The sequence below is a fragment of the Bacillus alkalisoli genome (genome assembly GCF_002797415.1).
Taxonomy (GTDB): domain Bacteria; phylum Bacillota; class Bacilli; order Bacillales; family Bacillaceae_I; genus Bacillus_CD; species Bacillus_CD alkalisoli.
In genome coordinates this window covers 2,594,668-2,617,186 of sequence record NZ_KZ454944.1, presented here as the reverse complement: position 1 = coordinate 2,617,186, position 22,519 = coordinate 2,594,668, and the positions used below count along the sequence as shown (strand labels likewise).

The window sequence follows — 22,519 nt, the reverse complement described above, 5'->3', positions numbered from 1 at the left end:
CCCCAAAAAACAAGCGAAACCGTCCATGGGAAGTGAACTCAAGGCCGGTACGCGCCAAAAAACAAGCGAAACCGTCCATGGAATGTTCTCTCAAAACCAAATTTACTATTATCAAAGAATAGTACACATAAGCAATAACATCTTAGACTTTTCTTTGTACTTAAACATAAACAACCTATCATATTTACATCAAAAATATAATTTTATAGAAAGAGAGTGACTAATTATGACAGAAAATCGAGTAATCCGTGCACCACGCGGTAGCGAACTTAATACAAAAGGATGGGTGCAAGAAGCAGCCCTTCGTATGTTAATGAACAATCTAGATCCAGAAGTAGCGGAGTACCCAGAAGACCTAGTTGTATATGGTGGAATTGGTAAGGCAGCTCGTAACTGGGAAAGCTTCGATGCTATTGTATCAACACTAAAGAATTTAGAAGAAGACGAAACACTACTCGTTCAATCAGGTAAACCTGTTGCAGTGTTTAAAAGCCATTCTGACGCACCAAGAGTGTTACTAGCAAACTCTAATCTAGTACCGAAGTGGGCAACTTGGGAACACTTTCATGAATTAGATAAAAAAGGACTTATGATGTATGGACAAATGACAGCAGGTAGCTGGATTTATATCGGCACACAAGGGATTTTACAAGGAACATATGAAACATTTGCAGAAGCGGCTAAACAACATTTTAACAACACGTTAAAAGGAACGATTACATTAACAGCTGGACTTGGTGGAATGGGGGGAGCTCAACCACTTGCTGTGACGATGAACGGTGGAGTTGTGATCGGTATTGATGTAGATGAAGAGCGTATTAAACGTCGTTTAGATACAAGGTATTGTGATTGTATCATTCATGATTTAGACGAAGCATTAACAAAAGCAGAAGAATATAAGGCAAAAGGTGAGCCGCTTGCAATAGGTCTTGTTGGCAATGCTGCAGAAATTTTACCATTGCTTGTCGAGCGAGGATTTACACCTGATCTATTAACAGACCAAACTTCTGCTCATGACCCATTAAACGGTTATGTGCCAGTTGGTTTAACGATAGAAAAAGCTAACCAATTAAGGAAAGAAAATCCAGAAGAATATGTAAAACTTTCTAAACAAAGTATGGCAATTCACGTACAAGCGATGTTAGATATGCAAGCAAAAGGTGCCATTACATTTGATTATGGAAATAACATTCGTCAAGTAGCTTTTGACGAAGGAGTGAAAGACGCGTTTAACTTCCCAGGCTTTGTACCAGCATTCATTCGTCCACAATTTTGCGAAGGAAAAGGACCTTTCCGCTGGGTAGCTTTGTCTGGAGATCCTGAAGATATTTACAAAACAGATGAAGTGATTTTAAGAGAATTTTCTTATAATACCCATTTATGTAATTGGATTAAAATGGCGCGTGAAAAAGTAGCATTTCAAGGATTGCCATCTCGAATTTGTTGGTTAGGATACGGTGAGCGTGCGCGTTTTGGAAAAATCATTAATGAAATGGTAGCAAAAGGTGAATTAAAAGCGCCAATCGTAATCGGACGTGATCACCTTGATTGTGGTTCGGTTGCTTCCCCTAACCGTGAAACAGAAGGAATGTTAGACGGTAGTGATGCTGTAGCCGACTGGCCAATTTTAAATGCATTAATCAACGGGGTAAACGGTGCAAGTTGGGTATCTGTTCACCATGGCGGTGGCGTAGGAATGGGTTACTCCTTACATGCAGGCATGGTAATTGTTGCAGATGGAACGGAAGCTGCCGCAAGAAGATTAGAGCGAGTGTTAACATCTGACCCTGGTATGGGTGTAGTACGCCACGCAGATGCAGGATATAAATTAGCGCAAGAAGTAGCGAAAGAAAAAGGAGTACACATTCCGATGCAAAAGGACGGTGTAGAATAAATGGAATTAGATGTATTACTTATAAACTGTAACGAACTTTTGACGATGGACCATGAGGAAGGTGTTTTAAAAGGGGAAGCGATGAACCAGCTTCCTCTAATCAAAAACGGAGCAGTTGGTTGGAAAGATGGGGTCATTCAATTTGTTGGTTCAACGGAAGAAGCAGAAGGATTCACTAGTACTCAAACGATTGATTGCACAGGGAAGATTGTTTCGCCAGGTTTAGTAGACCCACATACTCATTTAGTATTTGGCGGATCACGCGAACACGAAATTGCACTTAAACAACAAGGTGTACCATACTTAGATATTCTAAAACAAGGTGGCGGAATACACTCCACGGTAAGAGCGACAAGAGAATCTTCAGAAGAAGTCCTTTATGAAAAAGCAAAGTTCCATTTGCAACGTATTCTATCTTACGGAACGACAACGGTAGAAGCAAAAAGCGGGTATGGACTTCACGAGGAAGCAGAGTTAAAGCAATTACAAGTTGCTAAAAAGTTAGGCGAAGATACAAATATAGACATCGTTTCTACATTTTTAGGTGCCCATGCAATCCCAGAAGAATACAAGAGTAAACCAGAAGCTTTCTTAGAAACAATGAAACATTTATTTAAAAAGATTAAAAAAGAAAATTTGTCCGAATTTGTGGATATTTTTTGCGAGGAAGGCGTGTTCTCCATTGAACAATCTAGAGAATATTTAAAAGCGGCAAAAGAAGCTGGCTTTGATGTGAAAATCCATGCGGATGAAATTATTACTCTAGGTGGAACGGAGTTAGCGATAGAGTTAGAAGCTACCTCTGCAGACCATTTAATTGCAGCGTCGGATGAAGCGGTAAACGAATTGGGTAGTTCGAACACGATTGCAGTATTATTACCAGGAACTACTTTTTATTTAAATAAAGATAGTTACGCTCGTGGGAGAGAAATGATTAATAATGGAGCAGCTGTAGCCCTTGCAACTGATTTTAACCCAGGTAGCTCTCCAACTGAAAACATCCAATTTATTATGAATCTTGCCATGTTAAAGTTAAAAATGACATGCGAAGAAATTTGGAATGCTGTAACCGTAAATTCTGCTTATGCTATTAATCGTGGAGATGTTGCAGGAAAACTCAAAGTAGGAAGAAAAGCAAATGTCGTAATTTGGAATGCCCCAAACTATCAGTATGTTCCATATCATTACGGAGTGAACCATACGAACAAAGTATACGTAAATGGAAAGTTAGTATCGGAAGGAGGGGCCTTAGGTGAAATCTAATTTTCTCCAAAAGGCAGGTAGCCCTTTGTTTACCGATCGCTACTTTCCAAAAGCTACAACTTTGTTTACAGATTGGAATGGTGAAGAAAGTGTTAGTGGTCCTGCACTAATTGGAGTGCCACTTTCTAAGCCATCCATTAGTCATTCTGGTGCTTGTTTTACTCCAGGAACGGTAAGGAAGCTGTTTCAGTCGTATTCCACTTATGTAATCGAAGAAGATGTTGATTTAAGTGAATCAAGCTACGTCGATTTTGGGGATATAGAGATGCATGTAACGGATGTGAACGAAAGTTATTTGCGTATAGAAAAAAGCCTATCAGACGTTGTAGGTAAACATCCAAAAAGTAAGCCAGTCATTATTGGTGGTGACCATTCCATCACCTACTCTACTTTAAAAGGAATTTCAGCTGCTAAGCCTGGAAAGTACGGTGTTATTCAGTTTGATGCACATCATGACTTAAGAAATGTGGAAGATGGTGGACCGACGAATGGAACGCCATTTAGAAGATTAATCGAACAAGGTGTCATTTCTGGTGAAAACATTGTCCAAATTGGTATTAGAAATTACTCTAATAGTAAATATTATTATGATTACGCCAAAGAACAAGGGATTACCGTGTTTACAATGGAAGATGTTCGTCAGTTAGGAATGGAAAATGTTATTTTTCAAGCGATAAATATTTTACAAGAAAATGTGGACTACATTTATATATCAGTAGATATGGATGTGTTAGATCAAGCATACGCACCTGGGTGTCCTGCCATTGGGCCAGGAGGATTAACCTCTGAACAACTACTTCAAGCTGTTCACATGCTAAGTGGTTTAGAAAATGTGCAAGCTATAGATATAGTGGAAATCGACCCTACAATCGATTTTAGAGATATGACCAGCCGAGTAGCAGTTCATGTTATCTTAGAGTTTTTACGAGGAATAAAAAAATAAAACCAAAAAGAGGCTGGGACAGAACTTTATTGAACGAAGAATAATCCTAACATTATCCCTGATTTATAAGGGTAAGTCGGATTTTTTTACACCTTTTTAGCAGATGATTGGAGTGCAAACCGAAGACTCCTGTGGGAAAGCGTGTTAAGTGAGACCCCACAGGCGCTTGCGCCGAGGAGTAGGTTTTTTCACGATAGTGAAAATAACCTTCCTTTTTACCGCCCGCGGAAAGTGAAGGTTTGCACTCCAATCATCTGCGGTATAAAATCCTGACACTAATAGTTCGGCTTTAAAGATTAATATTTAGTTATTTTCCAGCCTCATAAAAAAATCACCACAATTTATAAAGTGCTTGTGTACCACTATCTTCTTCTCCGAGTACAATTAGTTTTTCATACAGTTCTTTTGCTAATTGCAATCCAGGTACAGGTATGTCCATTTTTTCTGCTTCATCAATAGCTATTTTCATATCTTTTACAAAATGTTTAATATAAAAACCAGGCTCAAAGTTTCCGTTAATCATACGTGGTGCAAGGTTGCTTAATGACCAACTACCCGCAGCTCCTGCAGAAATACTTTTCAAAACGTTTTCTGGATTCAATCCTGCTGCTTTTGCATAGGCTAGTGCTTCACATACCCCAATCATATTTGTTGCAATAGCAATTTGGTTACACATCTTCGTATGTTGGCCACTTCCAGCAGGACCTTGATACACAATGTTAGTACCTAAATGCTTTAATAAAGATTCAACAGCATGAAAATCTCCTTCATCTCCGCCAGCCATAATTGTTAACTTCGCATCACGAGCACCGATATCACCACCAGAAACAGGAGCATCTAAACTTCTTAACCCTCTCTCTTTCGCCTTTTCAAAAATTTCCTTTGCCAAAGTAGGGGTGGAAGTAGTCATATCAATTAAAAAAGTATCTGTGTTTGCATGTTGAACAATTCCATCTTGTCCTAAGTATACTTGTTCAACATCAGATGGATAACCAACCATCGTAATAACTACATCAGCCTCTTGTACGGCTTCTTTCGGTGAATGAAACCATTTTGCACCTTTAAGAATTAAATTATTGGCTTTTTCTTTTGTGCGTGTATATATATGAACATTATACCCTGCAAGAAGTAAATGACTTGCCATGCTATTACCCATAACACCAGTTCCAATAAAGGTAATAGTGGAAAATACTTTATTCATTTTGAAATTCATCCCCTTAATTTTCATAATGGTTCTTTATCAATTATAGCTATGTTTCATTTAACTGTATATGTTCAACGATAGAGTATATGGATACATTTTTGTGAAAAACTACCTTAGACTACATTGTAAAGGAGGAATTCAAATGGTGAAAAAAGCACAAAAGAAAGATGCTGATCAAAAGAATAAAAAAGGTTTTGATTCAAGTGTAATGGACTCTGAGTTTTCCCATGAGTTTGGTAGTGCAAACGCTAATCAAAAGCATAAGGAAAAAGCCAAAAAAGAAAAAGCAGCAAAAAATAACGGGCAATTTAAAGGATAACGATAAAAAGCTCTCTCATCAAAAATGAGATGAGCTTTAATAAAAGAAATTTAATATTCTACTATTCTTATAGATTTTACAAAATATTTAGAAAAAACAACCAAATTCATGTATAATTAATTATAACTAGTTGAGTGAGTTTCATAATGTACAATTACTAAACGAAAAACGAATATTAAACCTATTCTTTATTCTAATTAACGTTTTATATTGAACGTTATTTAATTATAATAAACGGAACATTCGTTTTTCACTAAACGAACAGAAAATGAGAAATTGATTCAGTTAAATAGAAAAATAACCATCTAATGAATTACCACCTAATGATAGGAGGGGAGTAGAAGCAGTGGAAAACTATTTCGTGCAAACAAAAGATCGACAATTAGCAAATATGGTCAAACAATTAAATATTGTATTAGTTTTATCAAGAAACGGTAGTATCCAATATATTAGTTCTACTTCTGAAGCAATCCTAGGTTATAAAGTGAATGAAATAATCGGTTATCAGATTGAAAAGTTTATCCATCAAGAAGATTTATTTTTAATAGAAAGTTTAATTTATCAATCTTCACTTCAATCTCAATGTTCTTTTCGTTTTAAAATAAAGAATCATCAATACATATGGTTAGACGCTGAAATAAAGAGTGTACATTCTCCTAAAGACAACCATTCAAAGGAAGTATTACTCCACTTAACTTTACCTACATATGAAAATGAAGTATCAGAAAAATTGCTAATAGGTGAAGACATTGAAATAGAAGAAACGAATGAAGACATTTTCTCACCATCTGTTTTGTTAGATACTTTACCTAATGGTGTACTAATAACGGTAGATGGTTGTATTAAATACATTAATGATACAGGAGTAAAGCTATTAGGTAGTACAAGCAAGTCAAAGGTATTAGGGCACTCTGTATTGCAATTTATCGATCGAAACTATCATGATATAGTTCAGCAACGTATACGCTCTATTCAAAATGGTAATAAGGTTGGTTTAATGGAGCAAAAATGGCATCGTTTTGATGGGAAATCAATCGATTTAGAAGTTGTCGCTAATCCTACAACTTTTCATGGGAAAGCTGCCTCATTTGTAGTATTAATTGACATTTCACACAGGAAAAATTTCCACCAAATCTTACAAAGAAGTAGAGAAAGATTCCGTACAATCGTACAAAACTCAATTGATACGATCGGAGTAATTTGTGAAGATGGATGGGTATTTATGAATGACTCTGGGTTAGAAATGTTTGAAGCAGACAATTATGGTGATATTGTTGGCAAAACAGTTTATAACAACATAGACATGGAGCAATTTTTAAACATATGGGTAAGTGCGAAAGACCAAACCCCCACCATAAAATTACCAGTTTTTGAACAAATTTGGAATACAAATAAAAGGAATATACTCCATACAGAGATGGTTGCAATTCCTACTACATATTTAGGAAAAAAGGCACTTCAAGTAATTATTCGTGATATATCAGAACGTAAAAAAGCAGAAGAGCTTGTTCTACAATCAGAGAAGCTTACTGTCGCTGGACAACTTGCTGCAGGAATAGCTCATGAAATTAGAAATCCGTTAACAGCAATTAAAGGGTTCTTTCAATTATTAGAGAAAGAAGCAGAAACTCAAAAAGAATATTATCCTATCATTGACTCTGAGCTTAATAGAATTGAACTAATTTTAAGTGAGCTTTTGTTATTAGCAAAACCTAATGCAGTAAAGTTTGAAGAAGTTTCTATTGAATCCATTTTAAAAGATGTAACAACACTATTAGAAACTCAATCTATATTAAGTAATATTTGGTTTGAGCTAGTAGTAGATGATGCTAGTAAATTAGCAAAAATCAAAGCCGATCCAAATCAATTAAAACAAGTGTTTATAAACCTTTTGAAAAATGGTATCGAAGCAATGGATAACGGTGGAATAATAAAAATAACTTCAAAGCTAGAAAATGAATGTATACTTGTTTCTGTAGTAGATCAAGGTGAAGGTATCCCAGAAGAAATGATTAATAGACTAGGAGAACCTTTTTTTACAACTAAAAATACCGGAACGGGTCTTGGGTTAATGATTACGTATAATATTATTAAAAACCATGGAGGTTCTGTGTCCGTTTCAAGTGAAAAAGGGATAGGGACCAAGTTTGATATTCACTTACCTATTAATTAAGTAAGAACTACATTACTTTAACACTTGAGTCCGTTTCATTAATGTACGACTACTAAACGAAAAACGAATAATAGCATCGTATTCTGTATTTATACACCTTAATAAACAAACATATTATTTTATATCACTAAACTATTCGTTTTTCATTAGACGAACCGTAATTATGAAATTGATTCACTTGCAAAAGATTTCCGCTGTACATTTGATAGATTAATAGGTAGAATGAAAAATTAAATATTCTAAAAAGATATAGGTGGGTATGTAGATGTCACAACAAGAGCAATGGACCTCAAAACTTGGATTTATTTTAGCTGCAGCAGGATCAGCTATTGGTTTAGGTGCAATATGGAAATTTCCATACATGGCTGGAACAAATGGAGGAGGTTTATTTCTTTTAATCTTTTTATTTTTCACCGTTGTTATAGGTGCCCCTATGCTATTAGCTGAGTTTATCATTGGTAGATCTTCGCAAAAAGATGCTGTATCGAGTTACAAGCAATTAACGAATAATAGAGGACACTGGCAATATATAGGTATTTTAGGAGTAGTAGCATCTTTTATTTTACTCTCTTTCTATAGTGTTGTTGGTGGGTGGATCATTACTTACTTAAGTAAAAGCGTTCAAGGTCACATGTCTAACTTAACGATGGAACAATACGGGAATTTATTTGATAATACAATTTCTAATCCGATAGAAGCGGTTGTGGCACAAGGGATTTTCTTGCTAATAACGATTTTAGTTGTTCAGCTAGGTGTTAAAAGCGGAATTGAGAAAGCAAGTAAAGTATTAATGCCATTATTATTCGTTTTATTTGTCATACTATTGTTTAGATCGTTAACATTAGAAGGAGCGTGGGAAGGGATTGTTTTCTTCTTGCATCCTGACTTCTCGGAAATAACATCCAATACAATATTAATGGCATTAGGGCAGTCTTTATTTGCTCTTAGTGTTGGTATTTCTACAATGGTTACATATAGTTCTTACTTATCGAAAAAAGAAGACTTAATTAAATCGACATCTTCTGTCGTTAGTTTGAATATTTTTATCTCTATATTAGCAGGATTAGTGATATTTCCATCTGTTTTTGCCCTAGGGCTTCAACCGGATGAAGGTCCAGGATTAGTGTTTGTTGTCTTGCCTGCAGTTTTTAATGAATTACCTTTTGGAGGGTTTTTCTTAGTTTTATTTTTAATCTTGTTACTTTTTGCAACTCTAACTTCTGCATTTTCCATATTAGAAATAATAGTTGCTGCTCTTATTAAAGGTAATAAAGAAAAAAGGAAAAGACTTTCATGGGTTAGTGGTTTTATCATATTTATAATAGGTATTCCATCTGCTTTATCTTTTGGTTTACTTTCAGATACAACGATATTAGGTTTAACGATTTTTGACCTTGCAGACTTTTTTGTAAGTAATATCGCGCTACCACTAGGGGCATTTCTTATTTCTATCTTTGTAGGCTTCAGGGTACCGAAAAACATTTTAGAAAATGAATTTTTTCAAGGATCTAATGCGAAAAAATCGTTATTTACTATCTGGTATATAACAATTAGATATATCGTACCAGTTGGTATATTAATAGTATTTATATATTCATTAAGGATAAATTCTTAACAAAAACACTGAAGCGCATTTGGCTTCAGTGTTTTTAAGTTTTTGTTATTTACGCATCGATTTGTTTTTGTTCGTTCCATTCCGCGGGAGGAAGGTGAGCCTCCTCTTCGTACCGTCTAGGGGTCTCACTCCTTCCTCTATGTACCGCAAGGAGTCCAGTGCCTTCCGCTCCAATACACTCTTGGTTCTAAAGAGAAAATTCACTAATTTTTTCTTAATATTACATTATCTTCTATTGGGAAAGTGCAAGTCAAAAAGTGAAATGTTTACGCAATTTTTGACCTTACTTTCCCAATAGGTGAAATAGGTTTTCTATGTTAATATCTTGGGTAATAGTTCTAATGTTAAGAATTATTAAAAAATTTCAAGGAGTGGTGTAGTGTTGAAGAAGTGGATGAAAGTATTATCGGTAGTTTGTATCACAATTTTAGCTTTATCATTAGCAATCGGATCTGTTGAAGCTAGTGGGAAGAATGGTGTAACTAAGAAAGATTACTTAGTTGGTTTTAAAACGGAAGTAACGAATCAATCTAAAAATCTAGTAAACTCACTAGGTGGTAGTGTACATCATGAATATCAATATATGAACGTTTTGCATGTGTCACTGCCAGAAAAAGCAGCAGAAGCTTTAAAAAACAATCCGAACATTGAATTTGTAGATGAGGATAAACAAGTTCAAGCTTATGCACAAACTACTCCTTGGGGTATTACACATATTAATGCACATAAAGCACACAGTTCCAACATTACTGGCTCTGGTGTGAAAGTTGCAGTTCTTGATACTGGAATTGATGCTAGTCACCCAGACTTAAATGTAAAAGGCGGAGCAAGTTTTGTATCTGGAGAGCCAAATGCACTTGTTGATACGAATGGCCATGGTACACATGTAGCTGGGACTGTAGCTGCACTAAACAATACAATCGGGGTTGTAGGAGTCGCATATAATGCGGATTTATATGCAGTTAAAGTATTAAGTGCTTCAGGAAGTGGAACGTTAAGTGGAATAGCACAAGGTGTTGAATGGGCAATTGCTAACAACATGGATGTTATTAATATGAGCCTTGGAGGTAGTTCTGGTTCTACAGCATTACAACAAGCGGTTGATAATGCTTATGCTAGCGGAATTGTTGTAGTTGCAGCTGCAGGTAATAGTGGAACGAGAGGAAGACAGAATACAATGGGCTACCCTGCAAGATATAGTTCAGTAATAGCTGTTGGTGCAGTAGATTCTAACAACAACCGTGCATCATTCTCTAGCGTAGGTGCTGAACTAGAAGTAATGGCTCCTGGTGTAAGTGTTTTAAGTACAGTACCAGGTGGAGGTTATGCTTCATATAATGGTACATCAATGGCATCTCCACATGTAGCAGGTGCCGCAGCGTTAATTAAAGCTAAATATCCGAACCTTTCTGCATCACAGATTCGTGATAGATTAAAAAACACAGCTACTTACTTAGGTGATCCATTCTATTACGGTAACGGTGTTATAAACGTAGAGAAAGCATTACAATAATAATAGTAAATGCCATGATTTTTTTAAAAAGAAAATCATGGCATTTTCGTTTGTTTATAGTTGCTTTATAAAGTTTTCCATTCTGTCCATTGCTGCTTCTAGAAGATCCATATGATAAGCGTAGGACAATCTTACATAACCTTCTCCGAATGAAGAGAAAGCACTTCCTGGAACGACCGCAACTTTTGCTTCTTCCACCATCTTTAACGCAAAATCAAAAGAACTCAATTCGTACTTTTCAATGTTAGGGAATAAATAAAATGCACCACTCGGCTTTATCACGTCGATTCCCATGTTTACTAGACGATTATAAACATACTCCATTCTTTCTTCATACACTTTTTTCATTGCATCCGCATCATTTATACCTACCGTAAGTGCTTCGATAGCAGCATACTGAGAAATAGAAGATGTACAAGAAACATTATATTGATGAACTTTTAACATTTGTTCCATTAAATATTCTGGACCTAAAACAAAACCAATTCTCCAACCAGTCATGGAGTGAGACTTAGAAACACCATTTATAATAATGGTTTTATTTCTCATGGAAGCGTAATTTGCAATTGAACAATGAGTTCCGTTAAATACTAGTTCGCTATAAATTTCGTCTGACAAAACAAATATATCTTTGTCCTCGAGTAATTGTATTATCTTTTCTAACTCTTCTTTCGGCAATGTTACTCCTGTAGGGTTAGAAGGATATGGAAGTACGATGCAACGAGTTTTTTCAGTTATGTATGACTTTAGTAGGGATGCTGTTAAAAGAAAATTTGTTTCTGTTGTATCTACATGAACGGGAGAGGCTCCGCATAATCGAATTAACGGCTCATAGCCAGGGTATACAGGTCCAGGTAAAATAACTTCCGTACCAGGCTCTAATATTGTTCGAAAGGTAATGTCAATTCCTTGGCTAGCCCCAACTGTCACAATAACTTCTTTGTTTGGATTGTATTTTTGTCTATATTTTTTTTGAACAAATGCAGAAATTGCTTCACGCAATTCAATAATTCCTGCGTTATGAGTATAAGTAGTTTTATTGGAATCAATTGCGTTTTTTGCTGCGTCTTTTACATGTTCAGGTGTATGAAAATCAGGTTGACCAATTGTAAGAGAAAGTACATCTTCATATTGGGAAACCAAATTGAAAAATTTTCGAATTCCAGAAATTTCAATGTTTTTAACATGGTGATTTAGTAAATGCTCCATAAGCTACTACTCCTTTAGTAAATTCAATCTATTACAGCGTCTAATCTAATAAATAAAAGTATAGATTAGTTTTTTTTAGATGTCCAAAGGATTCTGTTATTTTTATTTAGAGGTACGGCAACAGTAGAGTAATATAAACAGGTAGCCTGAGGGAATACAAATTACCTATTGCAGACGTATGTTCGATGAATTAATGAAAACTTACTATGTTAGTCCTATGAAAAATATGATACAAGTTGGATAGGAAAAATATTACAAGTGGTGTATGATAGAAATTAAATACAGAATATTCTAACTATTAAATGTAGCTCTTCGATTTAGAACTCCTTTCAACATGGGTATACAGTTGCTGTCTGTTGGAATCCGTTTTATGAAGGGGGAAGAGAAAATGGAGTTAATATTTGAAATTTGGATTCGCCTCTTTGAACATTACGCAGAAGATCTTATTTTACAAGACGGTGGAATTGTATCGTTCTTAGTCATAGGTGTACTTGCTTATCTAGTAAGAACAGATTTAAGTAAAAAGAAAAAGTGTGAATGTTGTTTGTATAGAGAGAGGGAATGGAAGGAACGCGAGCAGGAAAATGTTACTGATTCAGAATGAGTGTGTTTGGATTAGGGGGGAAATATTACACAAACAAAGAAGCGGGTATACAAACCGCTTCTTTGTTTTTTTACAGATGAGCATATTTTTCCGTTAATTCGTTATATTGCTTTGAAAGTTCAAGGAATATTGGTTTATTACCTTCAGTTAGGGCGTTATCAATTTCCTTCATTAGTCTAGCTTTGTGGAATGAAAATATGGATTGATCCACAACTAATTGGGCTGCCCTTTCTTCCTTCGTCATGTCAATGTCGTTATGAGTTGTTGTTTGCTCACGATAGAATGAAAAATGTTTATGCATTTGATTTGCCCCCTTTAAAGGTTATTTTTTTCTTACTCCTATTATCGTATAATAAAGCTTCTTTGTGAAGTGTTATTTTTAGAATATTTAGATTTTTCTAAAATAAGTACGAATTATTGTTTGTTTTCTGATATTTATTAATACCCGAAATAAAAAAAATAAAACTTAATGGATTAAAGAAGTTTTTTTACATATTCTATTGAATAATGCATAAAAAACGAATATTATAGATTGTGTTTGGTTTTTATATTCGGATTTTGGGGGATGTCATCATTGATAGAAAAATATTTTGATTTAAAAGGAAACGGAACGAACGTTAAGACAGAGATAATAGCCGGCTTCACTACCTTTTTGACTATGGTATATATCGTTATAGTAAATCCTGCTATTCTTTCAGCTGCAGGAGTTCCCTTTGAGCAAGTATTTGTAGCAACAATCATCGCTGCTGCAATTGGAACATTAATGATGGGTCTTTTCGCAAAGTATCCGATAGCTATTGCACCTGGTATGGGTTTAAATGCTTATTTTACTAGTGTTGTAATTACGCAAGGTTTAACATATGAAGCAGTATTTGGTACAGTGTTTTTAGCTGGTATTATTATCATTATTTTAAGTCTAACGAAATTGAGAAGACTTTTAATTGAAGCAATACCAGATCCGCTAAAATACGGTATTACGGCTGGGATAGGGTTATTTATTGCATTTATTGGTTTGCAGATGGCTGGTATTGTACAACCTAGTACCGAAACATTAGTGACCCTTGGAGACCTTACTAATCCAATTGCTGCATTGTCAATTGCTGGTTTATTAATTACGCTAGTGTTAATGGTTAAAAAAGTAACTGGTGCATTATTTTTAGGGATGTTAACAACTGCTATTATTGGCTTTGCATTTAATATGTTACAATTTGACGGTGTGTTTTCTTTACCCCCATCTTTAGAGTTTATCCCTATTGGAGTTGCAGTTGAAGGGGTTATTGCAAATGGATTGTATGCAGTAGTTTTTGCGTTTGTTCTTGTTACGATATTTGATTCGACGGGTACATTAGTTGGAGTATCCGAACAAGCTGGATTAATGAAAGATGGGAAACTTACTCGTACAAAACAAGCAACTTTATCGGATGCCGTAGCAACAACAGTTGGAGCGTCACTAGGGACAAGCCCATCTTGTGCGTACATTGAATCTTCTTCTGGTGTAGCAGCTGGAGGAAGAACAGGACTAACTTCTGTTGTCGTAGGGCTTTTATTTTTAGTGGCACTTTTCTTCTCACCTGCTATTATGGCTATTTCTTCTTTACCAGCAATTACTGCGCCAATTTTAATTATAGTAGGATGTTTTATGATGGAAGGTTTAGCGAAAATTAATTGGAAAAACTTTGACGAGTCGTTTCCTGCATTTGCAGTCATTTTAGCAATGCCATTAACGTACAGTATCGCTACAGGAATTGCTATCGGATTTATTACGTATCCAATCTTAAAAGTAGTGAATGGGAAAGGAAAAGAAGTACATCCGTTAATTTACGTATTCGGAGTAATCTTCCTAATTCAAATGATCTTTTTTCCTGCACATTAATAAATAAAACGAAGCCGTATGAGATAAATTCTCATGCGGTTTTTTAAATTCATTCATTTTTTGTTTATTCATATACATATGTTAATAGTGGAGAAGTTTAATTATTTATTAAAAAGAGGAGGGAAGTTGGGATGTATTATTATTATCCGTATTATCATTCCCCTCAATATTATCAGCAATATCCTACCAACCATAGAAATCAAAGTAGTTCGAATGCTGAACATGTACATTTTTACAGACAGTTTCAACCAGTTTTTCAAAAGGTGTGGGGAGTAATACAAGATGAACTAGAGCCAATTTATGCAAAGTTAATGGAATATAATATGAATCGATTAACTGCTAGAACAATCATTCAACAGATGGTCTTATTTACAGTAGTAAATGCAAAGAGTGTATCTGGATCAACCAATCAAAAAGTTAATCAGTTATGGGATAAATTTAAAAATCAAAATTCGTGGGTAGTTCAATTATTAGAATCTTATCGTGTACCAAGTACTGAAGTTGAACAAATAACAAAACGTGGGTTTAGATTAACATTAGAAAACTTAGACTATTCACCTGAGAAAGAATGGAACGATTGGGAGAGTTTAGGGGGACAGCTAACCTCAGGACCATCTGCAAGTTCATGGGAAGCAAATCGACTGGATGTATTTGCTCGTGGAACGAATAGAGAACTTATTCACAAGTGGTGGGATGGAGCGCAGTGGAACGACTGGGAAGTATTAGGTGGGCCAGTCACTTCTTCTCCTGCTGCAGTGTCTTGGGGGCCAAATCGAATAGATGTGTTTGCAAGAGGGGAGAATCAAGCTCTCCTTCATAAATGGTGGGATGGCGAAAAGTGGAATGATTGGGAAACACTTGGAGGTGTACTCACTTCATCCCCTGCTGTTAGTTCTTGGTCTACTAATAGATTAGATGTCTTTGGGAGAGGAACAGATCGAACGTTGTACCATAAATATTGGAACGGAACAAGATGGAGTGATTGGGAAAGTCTGGGTGGCACTTTAACTTCTGCTCCCGGCGCTGTATCATGGGGGCCAAATAGAATAGATGTATTTGCAAGAGGAAGTAATCAAAATTTAATTCATAGATCTTGGGACGGAAGCAGTTGGAGCGACTGGGAGAACCTTGGAGGTACTTTAAGCTCCAGTCCTAGTGTTGCTTCAAAAGGTGTAAATAGTTTAGATGTGTTTGCTCGTGGAGAAAACTTTGAGTTGATTTATAAAAATTGGAATGGAAAGCGTTGGAGTGAGTGGGAGCAAATAGGTGGCCAACTTTCCTCTGAGCCAACTGCCGTCTCCTGGGGCCAAAGTCGCTTAGATGTATTTGCTCGAGGAGAGAACAATGAACTTTTACACTTATGGAAAGACTAAGTTTCAAAAAATGATAAAAATTTCACCATATTCTGCATGCACAAGATAGTAAAAATGTAGTTGTCTTGACCTGAGCACAGTTCAAGTAGGTGAGTCCGTTTCATAATGTATGACTACTATACGAAAAACGAATGATAGCATCGAATTCTGTATTTATACACTTTAATAAACGAACATATTATTTTGTATTTCACTAAAATATTCGTTTTTCATTAAACGAACCGTAATTATGGACTTGATTGAGGTACTAATGTTTTTATTACACTACCGATAAAAAGAAAGCGGGAGAGTTAGAAATACATACTCTCCCGTTTGTTATGTGAGCAATTTTTATAAATGCGTTTGTTTAGTACTCATATATAAGGAAATGGAACTTACTCATTTCGATAATGTATTTTTACTTCTCCTTTATTTGGATTTACCGTATACCAACCTCTTGTAAGTTTATTTGTTTCATTGTTTATTGTAATCTCATCGTATACATGGTAAACATAAAGTTTTCCATCCAAACCTTCAAATGTAATTTTAGAATCAGTTGTTGGTTGTAAATTAATATGTTTTCTAACAAGTTCTTTTCCTTCCTCTTTAGTATAAAAACTTTTAGGGTTTATTTTGTCTTCAAGATCAATTTTGGCATGATTTTTAGCTCCAATTATTACTTCATTATTAGTTGGTCTTTGACCATCATACATCGTATTCGTTACCGCATCTGGTCCCCCCCTATCTGCTCGAGGTGAACAGGAAGTGCTTATAATTAACATAAGTAAAATGCTAATGGTCATCATTAGTTTTTTTTCATTCATAGTAAACATCCCTTTCGGTTCTATATATGGTTAGTATGAAATGACATATCGTCTTTCATACGAAAGAAATGTAGAATGTTTATTTTAATTATCAATAAGAATATTACGGAATGTTTTAGATGAAACTTTTAGTGAACCATGAATTCGTTCATGAGCATATTATTTTTATTATTTATTTAAAATTATTATAATCTAGTTGACAAGGGAGAAGGATGGATTTATAATAAAGTCTATATTAAATAATAATTATTCTAATTTAAAGGTGAACTAATAATTGTTGTAAGGAGATGTATGTAATGAAATTAAGAGAAGAAATGCCAGAATTAAATGGTGCTACAGAATGGATAAATGATGAGGTGACAAAGGACGAGCTATTGGGGAAAGCTACATTAATTCATTTTTGGTCGGTAAGCTGTTATATGTGTAAAGAAGCTATGCCAGAAATCAATGAACTACGTGATGACTATGACGATGAATTAAATGTGGTTGCTGTTCACATGCCAAGATCAGAAGATGATTTAAACATTGAAGTAATTCGTTCAATGGCTTTAGGACACGATATTACACAACCAATCTTTGTTGATAGTGAACATAAATTAACAGATGCTTTTGAAAATAAATACGTTCCAGCTTATTATGTATTTGATGAAGAAGGAAAACTTCGTCACTTCCAAGCTGGTGGAACAGGAATGCAAATGCTAAAGAAACGCTTAAACAGAGTATTAGGCAAAGAAGAAAAATAAACAAATATGCAACAAGGGAGAAAAAGCTAACTAGCTGCTTCTCCCTTTTTTATTACAGGAGTGTTAAAGGTGCCTGGCACCTTTAACACTCCTGTAATATTTCTGTTTTGTTTGTAATGATACTGTTTCCGCCCATTTTATTATTATTTGTTAAACAGTTGTCACAAATAACATACGATATAATAATTTAGAATGAAGGCGGAGAGGCGAATGGTATCTAAACAAATTACTATCACTTTGAATGAAGATTTGTTTCCAAACGTTGCTAATTTTTTTGTACAACAAGCTAATAAGTTTCAATCAGACATAAAAGTCGTCAGGCATACTGCTACGATAGATGCAAAAAGTATTATGGGTTTGCTTTCCCTAGGTATTTCAAACGGTCATGTAATAACGATAAAAGCAGAAGGATTAGATGAAAAAGAAGCGGTAGAAGTTCTTTCATCTTTATTGAAAAATGAAATAAGTTTAAGTTAATAAAAAATCGGTTAAGGAAGAGAGGGGCATTTTGCTCCTCTTTTCCTTTTTTTCGTATATCGTTATTGTGGAATTTTCCAGTTACAATACAGTCATCTTTAATTACATCTCTTCGAATAGTTTTTCGTACTAGAATGGAACACACCTATTAAAAAGGAGAGGAAAAAGATGGTTAACAACCGAAACGCTTTTTTTGATAATGCAAAGTTTATCCTCATTTTCCTAGTTGTATTAGGACACGTAATATCCCCGTATCGAGGGAATGAGGAATGGTTAGGAGCTATTTATCATTTTATTTATATATTTCACATGCCAGCTTTTATTTTATTAGCTGGTTACTTTAGCCAAAACTTTCAAAAGAAAAAGTACTATACCAAAATAGTTACTCAATTACTTTTTCCGTATTTAATATTACAAACGGTTTACACAGTTTACTATAACAACTTGTATTCGAATACTGATTTTACTTTACAATATTTTACTCCACGATGGGCAATGTGGTTTTTACTTAGTATGATTGCATGGAAATTACTTTTACCTCTTTTCACTAAATTACGACCTGCATACGCAATAACACTCTCCATTATTATTGGTATTTCTGCAGGGTTTATCGAGGTACCTGACAGGTTCTTAAGCTTAGACCGAACGTTCAATTTTTTTCCGTTCTTTTTAATAGGTTATTATTTGTTTAATACTTCTGCTTTCGAGGAAATAAAAAAGAAGAAATGGTTAGTACCTGCAGTAGGAACATTAATTATTTCTTTTACTGTGGTGTATTTTATACTGGGTAATATAGTTGGAGCATCCATTCTATATGGCACATATACTTCAAGTTCGATGATCGATATCGTAATTCGGTTAGTTATGTATACAATTAGTTTACTTATAACTTTTTCTTTCTTTACAGTCGTGCCGATAAAAGAGAGGTTCTACACTGCTATCGGACAACGTTCGTTTTATGTTTATATACTACATGGATTTATCATTAAATGGGTTTTTGAAACGAACTTTGGCCAATCCATTCAGTCCGTTTTTGATTACCTTCTACTTTTCTTATTGAGTATTTTTGTTACTTGGTTTACAGGGAATAAGCTAATCGTATTTCTAGTTTCTAAACCATTTCAAGCACTAAGAAAATCGATGTGATTATAATAAAAGGGATGACGCCTAGTCATCCCTTTTACCATTCATAACACACTAGCCTTTATTTTGTACTGGCTTGCCTCCACCAAAGTAAAACAAACCGACTAGTAAGAAAATTGTCATAACGATTGTTGCGAAAATTAGAATGGCCACTGGTCCGAATTGATAAATTAGCGGCAATGATGCAGCGGTAAACAGCCCTCCGCCGACAAACGGCTCAAACAAAAGTTGTTTATATCCGAACCCTTCTAATGCAGGAGACTTATTTTCAGGATCGGCAATTTTCATTAATAATAGTCCAGTAGCTGTCATTCCCATCGCCTGCCCTAGGTCTCCAATTCCACGTTCGAACCAATATTGAGGAATCATTCGTGGAGCTAGCACAACAAAAGCGAAAACATTCCAAATAATTGCCGCAGTTGCTAAAATGAGAAACGGAGCAAGATTATCTCCTATTACGGCTAACGAAAGGGAAGCAAGAGCACTAACGATTAAAACATCTAATGAAAATCCAGAAATTCGATTAACAATTTCTCGATTAATGTAGCTTGCTTTACCAGTCTTATCTAAGTAAATCTGAATGAGCATTCCGCCAAACATTGCAAGTGGGAAAAGTGGGACGTACGGAAAGAGGTATGTTCCTGTCCAAGCTCCCCATGTTACTCTCTCTAATAATATTAATAGTTCAAGCAACACATATCCTAGAGCGATAGCAACACCAACTATTCCTAAATGAAAAGCTAGCGGTTCAATCGATTCGGTCCTTTTCGTTTCTTTTGCTGCCATTTCCCGCTCTTCTAGTTCAACTATTGCTTCTTGTTTTTCTTCTGAAAGAGAATCAGCATTTTTTACAAATTTAGCTCTACCAGTTCTTGCCCCCCAGTTAATTAAGATAATGCCAATAATGACACCAGAAATAATACCGATAGTAGCTAAACCTACCGCAAGATCAGCACCTTCTGCATAGCCTAAATCTTGAAAAGTCCCTGATAACCCTGCTGCTGTTCCATGCCCGCCCACGAAGCTAATTTCAATGAGAGCCCCAGCTAGCGGATTGACCCCGAAAAAAGGTGTTAAAACTAAAATTACTAATAGTAACCCTACAACGTATTGTCCCCAAGAAACGGTTTGTCCCATAATAACTTGAGGTCCAGCTATTAACCATATTTTCTTCAAATTAGGTACAACTTTCCCTAAGAAAAGTGCAGCAAAAACAATATTGATAAATAAACCAGGTAAAGTCCGCCATACATCTAAAATGAATAAAGGAAAAACGCCATCATAAAAAAACGAACTTTCATCAATAAAAGGATTTATTATTCTTCCTAAAACTTCTGGTCCAACTAGCAAAGCTACTATACCTGCAATAATAGAGCTAGGTAAAAATAATCTTTGCAAAAGTGGTGTTTTTACACGAATGATCTTTCCTAAAACTAATAATATTCCTAAAACGACAAAACTAAAACCGATCATATTTGCACTCAAAAAAATCCTCCTTTAAATATTTTTTTCTATGTATAATTCAGTTTTTCCATTCCCTCTCAAAACTTCTTTAAACATAAATACAATGGTAAAAGTGTGCATATGTTGTTATGAAAGGAAGGGATTATGATGACAAATAAAAAAATTACAACTGTTGGATATGTACTATATGCTTTTATGACATTTTTTGTATTATGGTTAGCTGTCAAGCTACAAAGAGACGTGTCTTTATATAGTATATCAAATTTTTCCTATTATCCTTATATTGTCTTTACTGTTATTTGTTCCTACGTATTAGGAATGTATTTTTCTATACCTCATCTATTAAAAGAAGTGTTATGGAAAGAGGGAGAGTGGTGTTTTAATCGAATGAAATTTCTCAGTTGGTCGTTACCATTATTGCTTCTATCTATCTTACCTCTAATCACATTTCGAAACTCTAATGCTTTAGAGTTAGTATTAACACAATCTAAAATGTTAATCTACTATGAAATGAATGGGTTGTTAATTGGTATTTTAGCTATTTATACATTTTTTACATGTATAAATAGAAGGCTATGTTAAAGTTCGTTGTTGATTTCCGTGCAAGGCTTCGCTTTCCGCGGGCGGTAAAACGGAAGGTTATTTTCACTGTCGTGAAAAAACCTACTCCTCGGCGCAAGCGCCTGTGGGTCTCCCGCTCCACGCTTTTCCCGCAGCACAAGGAAGGTTGCGAAGCGACACATCCTTCGTAAGAAAATGCGTATTCATTTTCGAGGAGTCTCAGCCTTGCACGGAAATCAACAGGATTAGTATTTAATTATCAACCATAAGCTTTATATAGCTAAAAAGAAAAGAAGAGTCCCTGTAAGAGGATGGCTCTTCTGATTAGAGAATCTGCACCTTTTCATCCTTGCTTCGTATCTTTTTTAGAAAGTGTTAGTTTATGAAAAGACCATTGACCAATAATGACAACTAAAGTAGCCATTGAAATAAGGGTAGGTAATATATGTGTTAATTTTGCTAATACACTAAAGAGTATCGTTAACGTAGCTGAAAAAAGAAGTAGTGTGAGGAAAGATACTTTTTGAAAGAGATGAGTTAAACAATAGCTTCCAAAAAAAATGAGGAAAGTTAAAAGTAGAAAAAACAGTACCGTTGAAAGAAAACCCATTCTTACATGCCTCCGTATTCTTCTAAAGTAAAAATAATGTTTTATTATTTTACACAATAATCGAGAGAGATATGTATGAAATCATAAAAAAACTTAGGATAGATTACTCCATCCTAAGTCAAAAAAAGGGATTAAAACATGACTTTGCATAAAGTGGAGGGGCAAACCTCGTGTGTCAAAAAAATGCAAAGTCTTTTAAGACATCCTCATTATAATTGGAATTTCTTACTATGACAAGTAATTGTATCTATATGACACAATTTTTTCGAAATTAAAATAATTTATTAATCTTCTTCAATATTTTGTAACTTTTTGTAAGTTCCTTCGTCTAATATTATGGGGGGACTGGTATAATGAAAAAATACATATTTTCTTTTGCATTTATCGTATTAATAGTAATTTCACTAAGTAGTTATAGTAAACAAGCTAATTCAGAAGCAAGAGATATTTTACGACTTTTTCCCGAAGCAAATATATTAATGTGGGAAGAAAAAATATATATTACGGATGTGGAATGGTTAGAAAACATTGATCTTGAGCAAGGTGAAAAGATTGGAAAAGTGACCAAACAAACAAAAAGAGCTAGGAACTTTAAAAATGGAACTTCTACTCACCTTCCCGTTGGCACTGAAATTTATCGTGCAGAAGGAAGAGATAGTTTTATCATTGTAATAGAGGGAGAGTCCAAAAAGAAATATGTGAATTTGCTAGATGGCTAGTTTACTATAGTTACTG

General features: G+C 34.9%; 21 protein-coding genes. 15 read left to right on the top strand and 6 right to left on the bottom strand.

The annotated features are described in order from the left end of the window. Nucleotides 1–226 precede the first annotated feature (226 nt). Genes hutU through hutG form a run of 3 tightly spaced genes read left to right on the top strand, consistent with a single transcriptional unit; the run spans nt 227 to nt 4,100 of the window. Nucleotides 227–1,894: a urocanate hydratase gene (gene hutU, locus CDZ89_RS13015; protein ID WP_096154874.1), complete on the top strand. Its 1,668-nt coding sequence runs from the start codon at nt 227–229 to the stop codon at nt 1,892–1,894. Beyond that, nucleotides 1,895–3,157, top strand: coding sequence for an imidazolonepropionase (hutI, locus tag CDZ89_RS13010; RefSeq protein WP_100333789.1), 1,263 nt, complete (start codon nt 1,895–1,897; stop codon nt 3,155–3,157). It abuts the gene before it with no gap. Beyond that, nucleotides 3,147–4,100: a formimidoylglutamase gene (gene hutG / locus CDZ89_RS13005; protein WP_100333788.1), complete on the top strand. Its 954-nt coding sequence runs from the start codon at nt 3,147–3,149 to the stop codon at nt 4,098–4,100. Before hutI ends, hutG begins: the two co-directional genes overlap by 11 nt. A gap of 331 nt (nt 4,101–4,431) precedes the next feature. Here hutG and CDZ89_RS13000 read toward each other — a convergent pair whose 3' ends face one another. After that, nucleotides 4,432–5,301, bottom strand: coding sequence for an NAD(P)-dependent oxidoreductase (locus CDZ89_RS13000; protein WP_096154871.1), 870 nt, complete (start codon nt 5,299–5,301; stop codon nt 4,432–4,434). Nucleotides 5,302–5,446: 145 nt separating this feature from the next. On the opposite strand from CDZ89_RS13000, the gene CDZ89_RS19960 reads away from it, so the two are divergent. The 4 genes from CDZ89_RS19960 to CDZ89_RS12985 all read left to right on the top strand — a co-directional run bounded on the left by CDZ89_RS19960 (nt 5,447) and on the right by CDZ89_RS12985 (nt 10,924). Then, entirely contained in the window at nt 5,447–5,623 is a 177-nt protein-coding gene (locus tag CDZ89_RS19960; RefSeq protein ID WP_176483740.1) for a hypothetical protein, read from the top strand. A gap of 346 nt (nt 5,624–5,969) precedes the next feature. Then, nucleotides 5,970–7,796, top strand: coding sequence for an ATP-binding protein (locus tag CDZ89_RS12995; protein WP_096154870.1), 1,827 nt, complete (start codon nt 5,970–5,972; stop codon nt 7,794–7,796). Nucleotides 7,797–8,061: 265 nt separating this feature from the next. Continuing rightward, nucleotides 8,062–9,411: a sodium-dependent transporter gene (locus CDZ89_RS12990; protein WP_096154869.1), complete on the top strand. Its 1,350-nt coding sequence runs from the start codon at nt 8,062–8,064 to the stop codon at nt 9,409–9,411. A gap of 394 nt (nt 9,412–9,805) precedes the next feature. Continuing rightward, nucleotides 9,806–10,924 carry a S8 family peptidase gene (locus CDZ89_RS12985; RefSeq protein ID WP_100334303.1) on the top strand — a complete coding sequence of 373 codons (1,119 nt, stop codon included), beginning with the start codon at nt 9,806–9,808 and terminating at the stop codon, nt 10,922–10,924. Nucleotides 10,925–10,978: 54 nt separating this feature from the next. On the opposite strand, the gene CDZ89_RS12980 is transcribed toward CDZ89_RS12985, so the two are convergent. Continuing rightward, on the bottom strand, nt 10,979–12,133 hold the full coding sequence (locus CDZ89_RS12980) for an aminotransferase A (protein WP_096154868.1): 1,155 nt from the start codon (nt 12,131–12,133) through the stop codon (nt 10,979–10,981). Nucleotides 12,134–12,521: 388 nt separating this feature from the next. Here CDZ89_RS12980 and CDZ89_RS12975 point away from each other — a divergent pair, with 388 nt between their 5' ends. Further along, nucleotides 12,522–12,737 carry a hypothetical protein gene (locus tag CDZ89_RS12975; protein ID WP_096154867.1) on the top strand — a complete coding sequence of 72 codons (216 nt, stop codon included), beginning with the start codon at nt 12,522–12,524 and terminating at the stop codon, nt 12,735–12,737. A gap of 70 nt (nt 12,738–12,807) precedes the next feature. Here CDZ89_RS12975 and CDZ89_RS12970 read toward each other — a convergent pair whose 3' ends face one another. Beyond that, entirely contained in the window at nt 12,808–13,038 is a 231-nt protein-coding gene (locus CDZ89_RS12970) for an IDEAL domain-containing protein (protein WP_096154866.1), read from the bottom strand. Nucleotides 13,039–13,311: 273 nt separating this feature from the next. Between CDZ89_RS12970 and CDZ89_RS12965 the strand changes: the two genes are divergently transcribed. Both CDZ89_RS12965 and CDZ89_RS12960 read left to right on the top strand, forming a co-directional pair. Continuing rightward, entirely contained in the window at nt 13,312–14,610 is a 1,299-nt protein-coding gene (locus tag CDZ89_RS12965; protein WP_096154865.1) for an NCS2 family permease, read from the top strand. 131 nt (nt 14,611–14,741) lie between these two features. After that, nucleotides 14,742–15,983 carry a PLL family lectin gene (locus tag CDZ89_RS12960; protein ID WP_100333787.1) on the top strand — a complete coding sequence of 414 codons (1,242 nt, stop codon included), beginning with the start codon at nt 14,742–14,744 and terminating at the stop codon, nt 15,981–15,983. 374 nt (nt 15,984–16,357) lie between these two features. On the opposite strand, the gene CDZ89_RS12955 is transcribed toward CDZ89_RS12960, so the two are convergent. Then, nucleotides 16,358–16,786 carry a hypothetical protein gene (locus tag CDZ89_RS12955; protein WP_096154863.1) on the bottom strand — a complete coding sequence of 143 codons (429 nt, stop codon included), beginning with the start codon at nt 16,784–16,786 and terminating at the stop codon, nt 16,358–16,360. Nucleotides 16,787–17,082: 296 nt separating this feature from the next. Between CDZ89_RS12955 and CDZ89_RS12950 the strand changes: the two genes are divergently transcribed. The 3 genes from CDZ89_RS12950 to CDZ89_RS12940 all read left to right on the top strand — a co-directional run bounded on the left by CDZ89_RS12950 (nt 17,083) and on the right by CDZ89_RS12940 (nt 19,152). Then, nucleotides 17,083–17,529 (top strand): TlpA family protein disulfide reductase, encoded by a 447-nt coding sequence (locus CDZ89_RS12950; RefSeq protein ID WP_100333786.1) that lies wholly within the window; start codon nt 17,083–17,085, stop codon nt 17,527–17,529. Nucleotides 17,530–17,739: 210 nt separating this feature from the next. Continuing rightward, complete coding sequence (locus CDZ89_RS12945; RefSeq protein ID WP_100333785.1) at nt 17,740–18,006, top strand: HPr family phosphocarrier protein; 267 nt, start codon at nt 17,740–17,742, stop codon at nt 18,004–18,006. 168 nt (nt 18,007–18,174) lie between these two features. Further along, the gene (locus CDZ89_RS12940) at nt 18,175–19,152 is read left to right on the top strand and encodes an acyltransferase family protein (protein ID WP_096154860.1); all 978 of its coding nucleotides are present in this window, start codon (nt 18,175–18,177) and stop codon (nt 19,150–19,152) included. A gap of 51 nt (nt 19,153–19,203) precedes the next feature. On the opposite strand, the gene CDZ89_RS12935 is transcribed toward CDZ89_RS12940, so the two are convergent. Further along, nucleotides 19,204–20,634 (bottom strand): sodium/glutamate symporter, encoded by a 1,431-nt coding sequence (locus tag CDZ89_RS12935; protein WP_096154859.1) that lies wholly within the window; start codon nt 20,632–20,634, stop codon nt 19,204–19,206. Between the two features lie 123 nt (nt 20,635–20,757). On the opposite strand from CDZ89_RS12935, the gene CDZ89_RS12930 reads away from it, so the two are divergent. Continuing rightward, nucleotides 20,758–21,195: a hypothetical protein gene (locus CDZ89_RS12930; protein ID WP_141395209.1), complete on the top strand. Its 438-nt coding sequence runs from the start codon at nt 20,758–20,760 to the stop codon at nt 21,193–21,195. A gap of 322 nt (nt 21,196–21,517) precedes the next feature. Here the strand turns inward: CDZ89_RS12930 and CDZ89_RS12925 are convergent, their stop codons facing one another. After that, a complete protein-coding gene (locus tag CDZ89_RS12925; protein ID WP_096154857.1) occupies nt 21,518–21,784 on the bottom strand; it encodes a hypothetical protein in 267 nt (88 codons plus the stop codon). A 353-nt stretch (nt 21,785–22,137) separates the two neighbouring features. Here CDZ89_RS12925 and CDZ89_RS12920 point away from each other — a divergent pair, with 353 nt between their 5' ends. Continuing rightward, nucleotides 22,138–22,503 carry a hypothetical protein gene (locus CDZ89_RS12920; protein ID WP_096154856.1) on the top strand — a complete coding sequence of 122 codons (366 nt, stop codon included), beginning with the start codon at nt 22,138–22,140 and terminating at the stop codon, nt 22,501–22,503. Nucleotides 22,504–22,519 lie beyond the last annotated feature (16 nt).